A 14,266-nucleotide genomic window follows, 5' to 3' on the forward strand; every position below is an offset into this window, starting at 1 on the left:
GCGGCGTTCTGCATTGGCGCCACGCCGCACGACCTGCGTCGCTTCGCCATCGCCTGCGCAGACAACCCATTGGTTATTAGCTTCGATTCACGTCGGGTGAGGGCCTCGGCACTGCGTCCTGCTCCTGCGCACGCTCGATCTGCGCGACCAACAGCATCGTTGACGGATCGCCACTGCCGGCATGCGACTTGTGCGCCGCGGCCAGTGCTTCTGCAAGAAATGCCGCGCGCTGCTCCGGATCGGGCTCATCCTGCGCCTGCGCGAAACGGCGCGCCGCGTGATGGTACAGCTCCTGCGGATCGCCCAGCTTGCGCGCCCGCGCCCGCCAGTTCTCCACCGCCACCGCTTCGGCAGGGCCGGCTTCGTAATGGGCGATCAAGCGCTTGATCGCCGCCAGGTCATCGGTCTTCGCCATTGCGAGCACCGCCGCCTTTTCATTGGCAGACAAGTAGACAGAATCGCTGGGCGGGGCGTTCTGGCACGCGACCAGGGCAGGCCACAACAGACACAGCAGCGAGTACCGTTTCATCGATAAGGCACCAGAGAGGTGGAAGGGAATGGCAGCACCACGCGACGCCTCGCCAGTGCCACGATGTAAGCGATGCGATTGCGTCACCCACCGTGTTTTAAAGGCAGCCAAGCCATCGTAGGCGCGCTTGAAGGCCCTGCGCCAACGCAGTGTTTCAATCAACTATCGTTGGTCGATTCATCACGCCATTCCAATCGCGTTGGGTGCGCGCATCTTTTTAATGGGTGCGGTGTGGCGGCGCACCGAGCACAGGCGCTCAGTTTGCTACGACGCCATCGGCGCTGCCATCCCCATCCCGGAACGACGGCGATATCGATGGTGCCGTAGCAATGCAGTGCTATACGGCAGAACGCACCCGGCTTGCGCCCATTTTGGGCGTATTAAGCTTCTTCGGGATAAAGCTCAATAGCAAATCCTATTCCCGTGTCTGCCAATCGCTTGAGTAGCAGCGAATCGAGCTCAAATCCACCAAGATCCTTGAGGAAAGCACTTACATAAAACTCCACCTTTCCTCCAGTATCCACAATGCTCTTGATGAAATCGGCATGCACCTCGATGATGCGGTAGCAACTCTCGATCTCATCACCGAGCTCTACCGTTTTTTTTCTCACCATCTGCATTGATACATAAGTATCCTCATAGACTCCATCCAAGGGAGATCCAGAGGGCGAAGTTCTCGCGTCCCCTGCGGTATGAGCGAATCTTTCAGGAAGACCTATCCGATCAGAGATCGAATCATGCGGGAGAGCTGGATGCCACACCCGCAACGAAATATTTAGCAGAATTTTGCTCACTTTATATTTCCATATCCGTAGTCGCCAATATTACCTTCTTGGCGTCCCCTTCCGTCATTGGTTCCAACCCAAATGTCGCCATTCGGAGCGATTCCGGTCCAGGTAGCCGGGCTCGCGCCAGCACCTTCCTTGATCGTCTCAACGGCATCATGATCCAAGCCAAATGGCTTCTTGGCTTTGTCTATTGGCAACGTTCCAGTGGGACAGTTGTTTGGCTTAGACGCAGAGCCGTCCTTCTGATTCTGCATCCAAAATGGCTTCAACAACGGCAGTACCTGGCTTGCATGGGATACAAGCCCCGCCAGAGCCTGTTCAGCAATCCTGTCAGGGTAGATGTATGGTCCGCCGTTGCTACCGCTGTAGAAATCTGGATGGTCGGAGTCATATTGCTGATACCCGCCGGGCCTGACATATCCCGGCTGCGGGATGGGCCGCATGGACTGGCTCGTTGAGGTGGCCTGAAGGCCCGCGCTGTCCACGTGACTGGTCGGGCGTGCTTCAGCGTAGTTGTACGTACTGATTCCTCCCAGCAACCCGATCGGATCACTCTGCGAGTACCGCCCCACCGCCGGGTCGTACTCGCGCTGGTAGTTGTAGAACATCCCACTGGCAGCGGTCGCCTGCTGCCCCGGGAAACGCAGCGCCAGCTCGAACGCCACGCCATCGCCATCCGGATCGTTGCTGGGCGCCTGGTTGCCAAACACCTCGCTCTTGCTGCTCCACTCCCAGATCGCGACATCACGCATCGGGTCGATCACCACGCGCGGGGTTCCCAGGTGATCCGGCTGGATGTACGCCACTTCCGGCACGCCAGCACTTGGCGAACTGATCAGCGCAACCGGATAGCTGTCCAGCCAGATGGCCTGTCGCAGCGACTGGCCGGTGGCGCTGTAGTTGCCAATCCACTGCCCCGCTTCGTCATACACGGTGAGCTGGGTCTCGCCTGACGCCGGTACGCGCAACACACGCTCACCGCGATGGTTGTAGGTATAGCTCTCAACAACCGCCCCTGCCTGCTTCACCGCATTCATGCGGTTGGCATCGCTGTAGCTGAACTCCCTGCCGCCAATGCTGATCGTGTTACCTGCCGCATCGTGATTGCGGGCCTCGCCATCAACGCCGATCAAGCGATGGCTGTCGGTCGGGTAGGTATAGCTGGCGGTGCCCGTCGCCGTGGTCAGCGCAGTGCGGTTGCCGGTGGCGTCGTAGGCATAGGTTTCGATCGGCGTTCCGGTGGGACCGTCCTGGGTCTGGGTCAAACGCCCCAGACTGTCGTAGGCGTACTTGGCCAGGGTGGCACTGCCGGTACCGTTCTTGAGTTCGGTAATCGCACCGACCGGATCAAAGACGTAGCCCAGCGACAGGCCACCGGCGGCAGGGTCATGCACGGCCTGCGGGCGGTAATCAAGGTCCAGCGGGCGTTGCAGCTGCCGACCGTTGCCGTAGGTCCAGCCGGTGGCCGGGCCGAAGGCGGCGTGGCTGACCTGGCTGATGACGATCTGCCGGCCCTGCCCTGGTCGGGTCAGGCCGATCTGGCTGATGCGGCCCTGGGCATCGCGGACATAGTCGGCCACGCTGCCGTCCGGATAGGTCAGCGCAGCCAGCCGCCCGGACTTGGTGTAGGCATAACGCAGCGTGCTGGCCACGCCATTGACGGTCTGCACCTTGCGGGTGAGCTGGCCGAAGCGGTCGTGGCAGTAGGCGGTGCTGCCGCCCGCATGCAGGACCGTGGCCAGGCGACCCTTCGCAAAGCGCTCCTCTGCGGCGCAGACGGCCGGCGCGGTGTCGTACTGGTAGCCGACATCCAGGTTCGGGTCCGGGTAGCCGATACCGGTCAGCCGGTTGAGGGCGTCGTACTGGTAGCTGGTGGTGACGCCGCGTGCGTCGGTGCGAGTGGCGCGGTTGCCGGCGGCATCGGTGGTGAAGCTGGTGCTGCCGCTGTCCGGGCTGGTCTGCGCGGTCAGGTCGCCGAAGCCGTTGTAGGCATAGCGGGTGTGCAGGCCCTTGGGATCGGTGACCTGGGTGACCTGGTCCAGGGCGTTGTAGGTGGAGCGGATCTCGGCGGCGACGCCGTCGACATCCTGCAGGGTACGCGCCAGCCGGTTGAGCGGGTCATGATTTTGCTGGGTGATGCGCTGCAGCGCGTCGGTGACGGTCTGCGGATTGCCATTGGCGTCGTAGCTGAAGCCGGTGGCGTGGTTGCCGGCGTCTTTGAGCGTGGTCAGCTGGCCCAGCGTGTTGTAGATCCGGGCCAGGGTGCGGCGCAGGGTGCCGCTGCTGTCCAGCGTGTCCTCTTTGAGGCGGTTGCCGGCATTGTCCAGCGTGTAGTGGACGGTGTTGCCAACGTTATCCGCGATGTCGGTCAGGCGCTGGGCGGCGGCGTAGACATAGGTGACCGCAGCACCATCGGGTTCGGTGACCTGCTGGACCTGACCCGTGGGCCAGTAGCTGATCTGCGTGCTGCGGTCGCCGGCGGCATCGGCGCCACGCACGGTGACCGAGGTCGGCCAGCCGCGCGGATGGTAGGTGTAGTCGGTGACGACGCCGTTGGCATCCTTGATCGACATCGGGCGACCAAGCGCATCGTAGGCAAGGGTCTCTGCCCTGTGGCCGAGCGCGTTGGTCAAGGTGTGCAGGTCGCCTTTGCGGAACTGGCAACTGCCCGCGGCGGGATCGCTGCAGCCTGCGTCGTCAGCGGCGTAGTACGCATACGTGACAGTATCCGCGATGTCCGTGCGCGGACCATCCACGGCCTTGAGCAAGCCGAGCACGGGGCAACTGCCGACGGCACCTACGTCATCTGCTTCGCAGTACGTCAGTGTGGTGATGCGCACGTCGTTGCTCGCCACGTCGCGCACGGCAATGCTCGTTGGCTGCAGGCGTGCGTTGCGGGTGATGCGGGTTTCGCGGTTTCCCACACGACTGAGGACCGCCCGATTGCTGGCCGCATCGGTGTGGGTCTGGCTGATGCGCTGCTCAGGCAGGCCCAACGCTTCGGTTGTGGTCTGGATGTTGACCGGCTGACCGCTGACCGGATCATTGGCTGCCGCGTAGGCGTACTTGGTCTGCGTGCCGCGACGGTCGGTCACGGTGTCCAGGCGGCGGCGGAAATCCTGCGCCTCGGTGTAATGCGTGCGGCTTTCGGCGCCCTGCACATCGGCAATGCCACTGACCTTGCGCGGTAGGCCGCTGCTGCCGGAGGGCGTCAGCGCGAATGTCGACACCTTGCCCAGTGCATCGGTGACGATGGTGGTGCCGGCGGTGGTGTATTCCAGGCGCACGCCATCGATGCCGACATCGCTCTGGGTGCAGTCGCCGGAGTGGCGGCTGCAGGTGACACGGCCCTTGGCGTCATAGCCGAACCAGCTGTAGCGACGCGCGTCTTCAGCGGTGACACCGGTCAGGTAGTTCGGGAACCGGCTGTCTTCGTAGTGGTAGCTGCGGGTGCCGTCGCCGGCATAGGTCACCGACGCGACCTGGCCGTTGGCGGTGTAGCTGTAACTGGCGAGGAGCTGGCCGGCCACGGACAGTCCGCTGATGAGGTCATCGCCGGCCGCGGACTCGTAGTGGAACAGCAGGCTGCGGCCACTGGAGTGTGTGATCGAGAGCAACCTTCCACGGCCGTCATACACGTAGCTCAACGTGGTTCCGTCTTCAAGGGTGCGCGCCTGCAGCAGACCATTGGTCCCGAAGTCGAGTACCTCGGTCGCGCGGAACAGGCGCCATGCCTGACCCTGCTTCGCCAAGCGGTCGCCGCTACCGTCATCGGCCTCGTAGTCTGTCCCGACCTTCTGGAACGCTATCTGCCCCCCGTCCGCGCCGATCAGACCAACAAACGGTTCGGCGGGTGGCGGGTAAACGGTCGGATCGGTACCGATCGCCAACCGCAGGTTGTGCGAGTGCGTCCAGCCATGCCCGAACGCACCGCCTGCAGTGGTGGTCATGGAATGATAGTGGCGCGCGAAGCGAATCCAGCCCAGATCGAGATCCGGCTCGGGCTGCGATTTGTCGCCGGTGGTCGGCTCACAAGGGTTGCCGACAGGGCATTGCTGAGTGACCCGGCCTGATGAGTAGCTCATCAACTGCGCGCCGGACTGCTCCATTGCCGGGGCCATCGTGCAGGCGTTTTCCGCCGCGCTCCATTTCATGACGGTCGTGTTTGGGCACTTGACCGTCCTGGTTCTCTGCACGTACTGATTGGACTCGAGCGGGGTGCAGGTTGCGGCTGCACTGTCATAGACGTTGAACTCGACCCGATAATTCGCGTCTTCACCGGTATTGCTGCCGTCGGCACCCGCGCCCGCCCCACCGCCCGGCATGCCAGTCCAAGGACCGGGCGTGACCTTCGCCGCAGGACATTGAGGGGCGTTGGAGACCGACGATTTGATTGCATTGATCATCGCCTCTTCAGTCAGGTATTCCTGTTGACTGAGCTTGTACTTCCACTCCGTGCGGATCAACGGAGCAGGCTTCACGCGATAGGCATAGATCGCCTTGTTCTTCGCGAATGCCTGGCTCTTGACGTACCAGCTGAACGGCCCCGCAGCCTGGTAGGATTCAAACGCTTTCTCAATATCGGCCTGGACCGCCTTCTCCGTGCTGCGCGTCTGACCGAATGACGCCATGCTGGTCCACTTCTTCTCGACCTCTTGCGCGTGCGCGACAAGCGGGAGCGCGGCGCAGACGATCAGCAGCCACGACACGTGGCGGCCACCAGCCATGATCAAACTCAACATCCCTGTACTCCTTCCTTCCTGGATGGAAACCTGAGCGGTGCGTTGGGCATCTTGGGACTTCGCTGATGCGGATACATTTCTGTATTCGACAGCGCAGATACCGGCGACCCGATGTTGCGCAGTTATGAATGACGCTACGCGATGGGTCAAGCGCTTAATCAAAATATCGGGCGTATTTCAATGATTCTTACAAGCGGCGTTGTAAAATTCGATAACTGCATCTCAGAATGTAGGCATTCTCTGACGTTTCTTTTTTATCGCTCGGTTAGTGGTGCGTGGTGATTGGATACGGGGGTTGAAATGTCGGAGGCTGCCGAGCATGGCTCGGCACTACCGTCACCCATGAGCGGCCGCTGTTGCGGCACACCGCCCCCTCCCCGTGTCGGCCTGCCGCGCCTAGAATGTCGGCATGAGCACCCTGACCTACCGCGCCGCCACGCCGGCCGACATCCCCGCCCTGATCACCCTTGTCACTTCCGCCTACCGGGGTGATGCCAGCCGCGCCGGCTGGACCACCGAGGCCGACATCCTCGATGGCGCCCGCATCGACGCGCAGGGCCTGCAGGCCGACCTCGAGCGCCCGCGCAGCACCATCCTGCTCGCCGAGCGCGACGGCCAGCTGCTGGCGTGCGCGCATGTGGCCGATGACCACGGCAAGGGCTACTTCGGGATGTTCTCGGTGGATCCGGCCCAGCAGGGCGGCGGGATCGGCAAGCAGGTGATGCTGGCCGCCGAAGCCCACGCCGCACGCGAGTGGGGCGTATCAGTCATGCAGATGACGGTGATCGACATCCGCGACGAGCTGATCGCCTTCTATGAGCGCCGGGGCTACCAGCGCACGGGGATCAAGAAGCCCTTCCCCTACGGCGACGAGCGCTTCGGCATTCCCAAGCGCGACGATCTGCGCTTCGAGATCCTGGAAAAGCCGCTGGTGGTGCCCGCGTGAGCGAAACCTGGACCTTCGTCTGCGCCAGCGCCGAGCTGCTGCCCGGCGAAATGAAGAGCACCTTCGATGAAGTGACCGGCACGCCGATCGTGGTGTTCAACCTGGACGGTGAGCTGTACGCGCTGGAAGACCAGTGCACCCACGACGAGTTCGAGCTGTCCTCGGGCACCTTCGATACCGGCGAGGCCAGCATCGAGTGCGTCCTGCACGGGGCCCGCTTCGACATCCGCGACGGCGCCGCGCTGTGCGCCCCGGCCTACTCACCGGTGGCGAAGTTCCCGGTCAAGCGCGAACACGACGCCGTCTGGGCCCGCGACGACCGCGACTGACCCGGGCTGAACGCCGGCGTTTTGAAAACGCGAATTATTGCTATTACGATAGGCATTGCGGCCAGCCGGTCGCGCCTGTCCGGTAGCCCGTGTCCGCCCACCGCTCTCTTCTTGGTGCTCTCGCCCTGTGGACCACGCTCTGCGTGGTGCTGCTGGCGTGCCGCGGGCTGAGCGGAACGCCGGTCGGCGCTGAGCCAGGCAACGCGCCGGCAAAGACCTTGCTCGCCTGGGACCTCTCGCCGACGGCGACCGCCCCGGATACGCCGCTGCCCGAACTCCCGGCGGCAGAGCCCTTGTCGGCCGCCGAGTTCGGTCCCGATCCCGAACTCAGCCACGTCGGCATGCCCCTGCGTCAGCGGCGTACCGCCTGGACGGCCCTGGTCCCGTCGTGGCCGTCCGATGCGCTGCGGCGGCAGCGGCTGGAACCTTCGCTGCGGCTCAACCCCGGCCACGCGCCTCCCCACGCCTGATCCCTGCCCCGCGCACCGCGTGGGGCGTGCCTGCGCCTGTGCGCAGTGCGAACGGCTTCGCGTGCCCGCTTCTCCACTGCCTGTCGCTGTGCCCCGCGCACACCGCGCCGCCCGTCTTTCCCTTTCCGGATCGTCCACACCATGATCAAGAGCCGCAAGCATTCTTCCTTTCCGCGCACCGTTGCCGGCCGCGCCACTGCCGGCCTGGTCACCGGGCTGAGCCTGGCTGTCCTGCCAGTCATCGCGCACGCACAGTCCAGCGGCAACACGCCGCAGACCCTGGATCAGATCGATGTGCGCGGCGTGCGCGGCTTCAAGGCCGACAAGGTCGCTTCCCCGAAGTTCACCCAGTCGCTGCAGGACACCCCGCAGACGATCCAGGTGATCACCAGCGACCTGTTCAACCAGCAGGGTGCGACCACGCTGACCGATGCGCTGCGCAACAGCCCGGGGGTGGGTACGTTCTACGTGGGTGAGAACGGCAACACCAACACCGGCGACAGCATCTTCATGCGCGGCTTCGACACCTCCAGCAGCATCTTCGTCGATGGCGTGCGCGACCTCGGCTCGATCTCGCGGGATGTGTTCAATACCGAGCAGGTGGAGGTAGCCAAGGGCCCGGCCGGCACTGACAACGGCCGCTCGGCACCCACGGGTGCGATCAACATGGTCAGCAAACAGGCCAACCTGCACAACGCCGTGTCGGGCACGGTCTCGGCCGGTACCGACAGCCAGCAGCGCGGCACCGCCGATTGGAACCAGGCGCTCGGCGCGACCAGTGCGCTGCGCGTGAATGCGATGTGGCAGGACAGCGACCAGCCCGGCCGCGACCACGTCAACAACCGCCGCTGGGGCATCGCACCGTCGTTGGCGTTCGGCCTCGGCACCAGCACCCGTTATTTCCTCAACCTGCTCTACGTGGACCAGGACAACGTGCCCGACGGCGGCGTGCCGACCCTGGGCCTGCCGGGCTGGACGCCGCAGCCCAGCCTGGAGCGGCTGGCCGGGCAGCCGGTCGATCCGGAGAATTTCTACGGCACCCGCGCCGACCACGACGATGTCACCGCGAAGATGGCGACGTTCCGCATCGAGCACGACGTCAACGACGCCGTGCGCGTGACCAACACCGCCCGCTGGGGCCGCACCGACCAGGATTACCTGCTGACCGCGTTCATGGGTACCGGCACGCGCGGTGCCAATGGCGCACCGACCGGCAACATCCGCTTCACCAACCCGGCCGATCCAGCCACCTACACCATCGCGCGCAGCCTGCCGACCTTCAAGGACCAGCAGAACACGATCCTGACCGACCAGCTCAACCTGCGCGCGGACCTCACCACCGGGGCGATCGTGCACAACCTGAGCGCCGGCCTGGAATTCACCCGCGAGGAGCTCAAGAGCTTCGGCCAGGCCGCCACCGGTGGCACCACCTGGTCGCCGGCCAACCTGTATGCCCCGGACTGGAACGCGACCGGACTGACCTGGGCACACAACGGCGCCGACAGCCACGGCAAGACCACCACCTCCTCGGTCTATCTGTTCGACACCCTCAACTTCGGCGAAAGCCTGCTGGTCACCGCGGGCCTGCGCGCCGACCACTACACGACCGAGTACCAGAGTGCATCGGTGTGCGGCGGCCGTGGTCCGGCCTGTGGCGCCAACCCGGTCGGCACGGTGATCGCCAATCCCTCGCTGGAACATTCGGACACCCTGCTCAACTGGAAGCTCGGCGCGGTCTACAAGGTCGACGACATCGTCAGCCTGTACGCCAACTACGCCCTCTCCCAGCAGCCGCCGGGCGGCAGCAACTTCCAGCTGAGCAGCTCCGCCAGCAGCGCCGACAACCCGAGCCTGGATCCGCAGAAGGCCAAGACCATTGAACTGGGGACCAAGTGGGCCTTCCTCGATGACGCACTCGCCTTCAACGTGGCGCTGTTCAAGACCGAGGTCAGCAACGAGATCAACACGCAGGTCCTGGATGATGCGGGCAACCCGACCCAGACCGGCAAGAAGTCGGTGCAGGGCATCGAGGTCTCCACCGTGGGCCGCATCACCGACAACTGGTCGGTTTCCGCGGGCTACAGCCATCTGGATACCGAGGTGGACGAAGGCGCCAACGTCGCCGCCGACGGCACCCGCAACCTGACCTACACCCCGGGCGACACCTTCACCAGCTGGACCAGCTATGCCTTCCCGTCCGGCCTGACGATCGGCGGCGGCGTGCGCTACGCCGGCCAGATGCATCGCGGCACGGACGGTGCGGTCGGTACCCCGGCGTTCACCAAGTCCTACACGGTCTACGATGCGGTGGCTTCGTATGCGATCAACGAGCATCTGGTGCTGCGCTTGAACGCATACAACCTGTTCGACAAGCAGTACGTGGCTGCGATCAACAAGAGCGGCTACCGTTACACCCCGGGTGCCCCGCGCACCGTCCTGTTCAGTGCGGACTTCCGCTTCTGACCACCGGCCGGCGCAGGGAAGCCCTCCCCTGCGTCGTACAAGGACCCTGTCATGTTGCTGCATGTTCCCGACGTACTGAGCGCCGATGAACTGGCCCACCTCCAGCGCGCGCTGGCCGAGGCGGCATGGGCCGATGGGCGCGAGACCGTCGGCGCGCAGGGCGCACAGGTCAAGCGCAATGAACAACTGCCCGACGCCTCGCCGCTGAAGGCCGAGCTGGGCCGGATCGTGCTGGGCGCCCTGGACCGGCATCCGCTGTTCTTCGCGGCGGCATTGCCGCTGCGGATTCTGCCGCCCCGCTTCAACCGCTACCAGGGCGGCGGCGAGTACGGCTTCCACGTGGATGGGGCGGTGATGATCACCCCGCTGGACGGACAGCGCAGCCATCTGCGTTCGGACGTATCGTGCACGCTGTTCCTCACCGCGCCGGACGACTATGACGGCGGCGAGCTGGTGATCAGCGATACCTACGGCGAGCACGAGGTGAAGCTCCCCGCCGGCGATCTGGTGCTGTATCCCTCGAGCAGCCTGCACCGCGTCAATCCGGTCACCCGTGGGTCGCGGCTGGCCTCATTCTTCTGGGTGCAGAGCATGGTGCGCGATGACAGCGCGCGGCGCACGCTGCTGGAGATGGACAGTGCGATCGAAACGCTGCGCACCACCGGTGCCGACAGCGCGGCCGTACTGCAGCTGACCGGCGTATATCACAACCTCCTGCGACGCTGGAGCGAGATCTGAGCCTGGCGCCATAGGCTTCCGCAATCGCAAATCATTCCCATTTGCGCTTGGGAACATATCTCACTACAATCTCGGCGCGTTGCGCACCGGACATCCGGTCCGCCGCTACCGGGCCTTCTTTTGCGCCACCCTCACCGCCATCGCAGCTTCGCCACCGCCATGCGCGGGCAACGCCCTGAGCTGCCCGTGGTGCTGGCGTGGCTGGCAGTGCTGGCGATGCTCTTTACCGGCCTGCCGGTGCTGGAACGGGCAGCTCCCGGCAGCACCGTCATGGTCCTGCAGATGCCGATGGACGAGCGCCCGGCCGGCGGTGGCGAGACCACCCCGCAGGAAGAAGCCCCGGCCAAGCCGCGCCGGGTCGCCAGCGCGCGCCCTGCCGCGACGCCGCCGCAGCCGCCTTCACTGCCGCCGGTCGTGGAATCCCTGGATTCGCTGATGGCCACCCTGGTGGCACAGCCGCCGCGGATCGTGCCCGCCATCGATTCGGCACCGGCCACGCCGCTGCCTGCCGCACCCGGCCTGCGCGTCCAGCGCGGCCAAGCCCCACCGCAGGGCTGATTCGGACCCCCGGCGGCGCCATCGCGCCCGCCTCCGGTCCTGCGTGTTCCGCCCGCCCAGGGCGTCCCTGATACCTGCGCGTGCTGCCGCCCTGCGGCCTGCCACGTCGCGTTCGTTTTCTCCTTTCCGAGGTTGCCCCCATGGCCCAGCGCCATCGTCGTCGCACGTCCCTGTCCCGCTGCACCCTGTCCCTCGCCCTGCTCGGTGCGCTGAGCGCCCCGGCCTTCGCCAACGGCGACGCCGCCGGTCCGACCACGCTGGACAAGGTGGTGGTCACCGCCGCCGGCTTCGAGCAGAAGATCGCCGATGCCCCGGCCAGCATCAGCGTGATCAGCCGCGAAGAACTGAGCAAGCGCCCGTACACCAGCCTGGTGGATGCGCTGCGCGACGTGGAAGGCATCGACGTGGGCATGGAGCCGACCGACAAGAACGGCCGCGCCACCATCTCCATGCGGGGCATGCCGTCGGACTACACCCTGGTGCTGATCGACGGTCGCCGCCAGAGCAACGCCGGCAACCTGTATCCGAACAATTTCGGTGGCGGCCAGTTCTCCTACATGCCGCCGCTGGATGCGATCGAACGCATCGAAGTGGTACGCGGCCCGATGTCGACCCTGTACGGCTCGGATGCGATGGGCGGGGTGATCAACATCATCACCCGTCGCAACCAGACCGAGTGGCATGGCGCGGTCACCCAGGGCTTCACCCTGCAGCAGGACGATCAGTTCGGTGACGCGCGCAGCACCGATGTCTACCTGAGCGGCCCGTTGATCAAGGACCGACTGGGCCTGTCGGTGCGCGGCAGCTACTACGACGCCAAAGCCTCCAACCCGGAATGGGACGACCTCCAGTTGCCCGACGGCACGATGTGGTCGCGCAGCATCGGCTTCGGTGGCGGCGGCAAGGCGGTGGCCAACACCAACTGGAACACCGGCCTGCGCCTGAACTTCATCGTCAACGACGACCACGAGCTGTGGCTGGACTACGACGTGTCGCGCCAGAAGTACGATAACAGCGAAGGCCAGACCGGCACCCTAGACAGCCTCGCCAGCCTGTGGCGCGTCGGCAACGCGACGATCCCCAACCCGAACGGCAGCGGCACCGTCAGCCGCCGCGTGGTGCAGCCGCGCGTGGGCTACACCGCCTACCAGCGCTACGAGCGCGACCAGTTGGCGCTGACCCACCAGGGCCGCTATGAATTCGGCACCTGGCAGACCACGCTGACCCACATCACCAGCAACAACCTCGGCCGCTCGCTGCCGCTGACGCTGGACGAGCGCGCGGATCTGCAGGGCCTGTGGAACGACGTCTGCCGCCGCACCGGCGCCGCCGCCAACTGCGCGGCCGGCGCGCGCAACGGGCTGGGCGCGCTCAACGCCGCCGAGCTGGCGCGCCTGCAGGCCTTCCTGCCGCGCCCGCTGCGCACCATGGAACTGAAGGGCAACGTGCTGGACACGATGCTTGATCTCACATTCGGCGCGCACAAGCTGACCGTCGGCGGCCAGTACAACGACACCGACATGGTCGATGGCGTGTTCGGCATGGACGGCAACGGCTACAAGACCAACGTCAAGCAGCAGCACCGCATGTGGGCGCTGTTCGCCGAGGACAACTGGTCGCTGACCGACACCCTGACCGCCACCGTCGGCGTGCGCTATGACGACCACAACATCTTCGGCAGCCACGTCAGCCCGCGTGCCTACCTGGTATGGAACGCCAACGATGCCTGGACCCTCAAGGGCGGCGTGAGCACCGGCTACAAGACCCCGCGTCCGGACCAGCTGTTCCCGGGCATCGTCGGCTTCGGTGGCCAGGGCGTCACCCCGCTGGTCGGCTCGCCCAACCTGAAGCCGGAAACCAGCACCAACTACGAAATCGCCGCGTACTACGAGGGCGATCGCTGGGGTTTCAACGTCACCGGCTTCCTCAACAAGTTCGATGACAAGATCGCCAGCGGCGGCACCTTCGCCAACTGCGAAGTCGCCCCGGACGATGGCAGCTACTGCGTGGACATCGGCCCGGGCTGGGCCGAGCTGGGCTACAGCACCTTCGGCCAGAGCGTGAACATCGACAAGGCCGAAACCCGCGGCGTGGAAGCGGCCGCCCAGGTCGATCTGCTCGACACCCTCCAGCTGCGCGGCAACTACACCTGGACCAGGAGCGAGCAGACCAGCGGCACCGGCAAGGGCCTGCCCATCACCGGCAACCCGGCCAGGCACATGGCCAATGCCAGCCTGAACTGGCAGATCAACGAAGCGGTCAGCCTGTCGCTGATCGGCGAAGGCCGCTACGACCGCTACCGCGACACGCTGGTCAGCAACGTCGGCGGCGTGAGCAGCTCGCAGACCCGCTACTACGAGGACTACACGACCTTCCACCTCGGCGGCAGCTGGGACATCAACACCTGGCTGACGGTCAACGCGCGGGTCAACAACCTGTTCGACAAGGACTTCGTCTCGCAGTCCTGCGTGCTGATCAGCGACAGCGAATTCAACTGCGTGGACGACTACGCCACCAAGGACCAGCGTCGCAGCTACTGGATTTCAGTGAACGCCAGGTTCTGAGGCACCCCGTGGTGGCGTCCCGAGTGACGCCGCCGCGGGCCTTGACCTCGGGCAGCGCGCCGGCAACGGTCCGCTGCCTTTTTTTTGCCCACAAATTGCGAATCATTCTCATCAATGGTGTAATTCGCCCCTCAGCACT

Annotated in this window: 10 protein-coding genes; 7 read left to right on the forward strand and 3 right to left on the reverse strand. The window is 65.1% G+C overall.

The features are described 5' to 3' along the window. Positions 1–76 precede the first annotated feature (76 nt). The 3 genes from ABE424_RS00400 to ABE424_RS00410 all read right to left on the reverse strand — a co-directional run bounded on the left by ABE424_RS00400 (position 77) and on the right by ABE424_RS00410 (position 5,948). Positions 77–691, reverse strand: coding sequence for a hypothetical protein (locus ABE424_RS00400; protein ID WP_346492530.1), 615 nt, complete (start codon positions 689–691; stop codon positions 77–79). Between the two features lie 218 nt (positions 692–909). After that, positions 910–1,323, reverse strand: a complete 414-nt coding sequence (locus ABE424_RS00405; protein WP_346492531.1) for a hypothetical protein — start codon at positions 1,321–1,323, stop codon at positions 910–912. Beyond that, positions 1,320–5,948, reverse strand: coding sequence for an RHS repeat-associated core domain-containing protein (locus ABE424_RS00410; protein WP_346492561.1), 4,629 nt, complete (start codon positions 5,946–5,948; stop codon positions 1,320–1,322). Before ABE424_RS00410 ends, ABE424_RS00405 begins: the two co-directional genes overlap by 4 nt. A 520-nt stretch (positions 5,949–6,468) precedes the next feature. Between ABE424_RS00410 and ABE424_RS00415 the strand changes: the two genes are divergently transcribed. The 7 genes from ABE424_RS00415 to ABE424_RS00445 all read left to right on the forward strand — a co-directional run bounded on the left by ABE424_RS00415 (position 6,469) and on the right by ABE424_RS00445 (position 14,127). Further along, complete coding sequence (locus ABE424_RS00415) at positions 6,469–7,005, forward strand: GNAT family N-acetyltransferase (protein WP_179460972.1); 537 nt, start codon at positions 6,469–6,471, stop codon at positions 7,003–7,005. Beyond that, the gene (locus ABE424_RS00420) at positions 7,002–7,334 is read left to right on the forward strand and encodes a non-heme iron oxygenase ferredoxin subunit (RefSeq protein WP_176990811.1); all 333 of its coding nucleotides are present in this window, start codon (positions 7,002–7,004) and stop codon (positions 7,332–7,334) included. The genes ABE424_RS00415 and ABE424_RS00420 overlap by 4 nt, the downstream gene beginning before the upstream one ends. 89 nt (positions 7,335–7,423) lie before the next feature. Then, positions 7,424–7,804, forward strand: a complete 381-nt coding sequence (locus ABE424_RS00425) for a hypothetical protein (protein ID WP_346492532.1) — start codon at positions 7,424–7,426, stop codon at positions 7,802–7,804. Positions 7,805–7,945: 141 nt separating this feature from the next. Continuing rightward, complete coding sequence (locus ABE424_RS00430; RefSeq protein ID WP_346492533.1) at positions 7,946–10,267, forward strand: catecholate siderophore receptor Fiu; 2,322 nt, start codon at positions 7,946–7,948, stop codon at positions 10,265–10,267. A 51-nt stretch (positions 10,268–10,318) separates the two neighbouring features. Further along, a complete protein-coding gene (locus ABE424_RS00435; RefSeq protein ID WP_179460970.1) occupies positions 10,319–11,005 on the forward strand; it encodes a Fe2+-dependent dioxygenase in 687 nt (228 codons plus the stop codon). A gap of 159 nt (positions 11,006–11,164) precedes the next feature. Further along, the gene (locus ABE424_RS00440) at positions 11,165–11,563 is read left to right on the forward strand and encodes a hypothetical protein (protein ID WP_346492534.1); all 399 of its coding nucleotides are present in this window, start codon (positions 11,165–11,167) and stop codon (positions 11,561–11,563) included. 140 nt (positions 11,564–11,703) lie between these two features. Beyond that, positions 11,704–14,127 (forward strand): TonB-dependent receptor, encoded by a 2,424-nt coding sequence (locus tag ABE424_RS00445; protein WP_346492535.1) that lies wholly within the window; start codon positions 11,704–11,706, stop codon positions 14,125–14,127. Positions 14,128–14,266: the final 139 nt, after the last annotated feature.

The sequence above is a fragment of the Stenotrophomonas sp. TWI1149 genome, assembly GCF_039673155.1.
In the GTDB taxonomy this organism is placed as follows: domain Bacteria; phylum Pseudomonadota; class Gammaproteobacteria; order Xanthomonadales; family Xanthomonadaceae; genus Stenotrophomonas; species Stenotrophomonas maltophilia_AA.

Excerpts from the sequence above, each read along its gene's own strand:
- ABE424_RS00445 (WP_346492535.1), top strand. The coding sequence starts at position 11,704 with ATGGCCCAGCGCCATCGTCGTCGCACGTCCCTGTCCCGCTGCACCCTG.
- ABE424_RS00440 (WP_346492534.1), top strand. The coding sequence starts at position 11,165 with ATGCGCGGGCAACGCCCTGAGCTGCCCGTGGTGCTGGCGTGGCTGGCA.
- ABE424_RS00435 (WP_179460970.1), top strand. The coding sequence starts at position 10,319 with ATGTTGCTGCATGTTCCCGACGTACTGAGCGCCGATGAACTGGCCCAC.
- ABE424_RS00410 (WP_346492561.1), bottom strand. The coding sequence starts at position 5,948 with ATGGCGTCATTCGGTCAGACGCGCAGCACGGAGAAGGCGGTCCAGGCC.
- ABE424_RS00430 (WP_346492533.1), top strand. The coding sequence starts at position 7,946 with ATGATCAAGAGCCGCAAGCATTCTTCCTTTCCGCGCACCGTTGCCGGC.
- ABE424_RS00415 (WP_179460972.1), top strand. The coding sequence starts at position 6,469 with ATGAGCACCCTGACCTACCGCGCCGCCACGCCGGCCGACATCCCCGCC.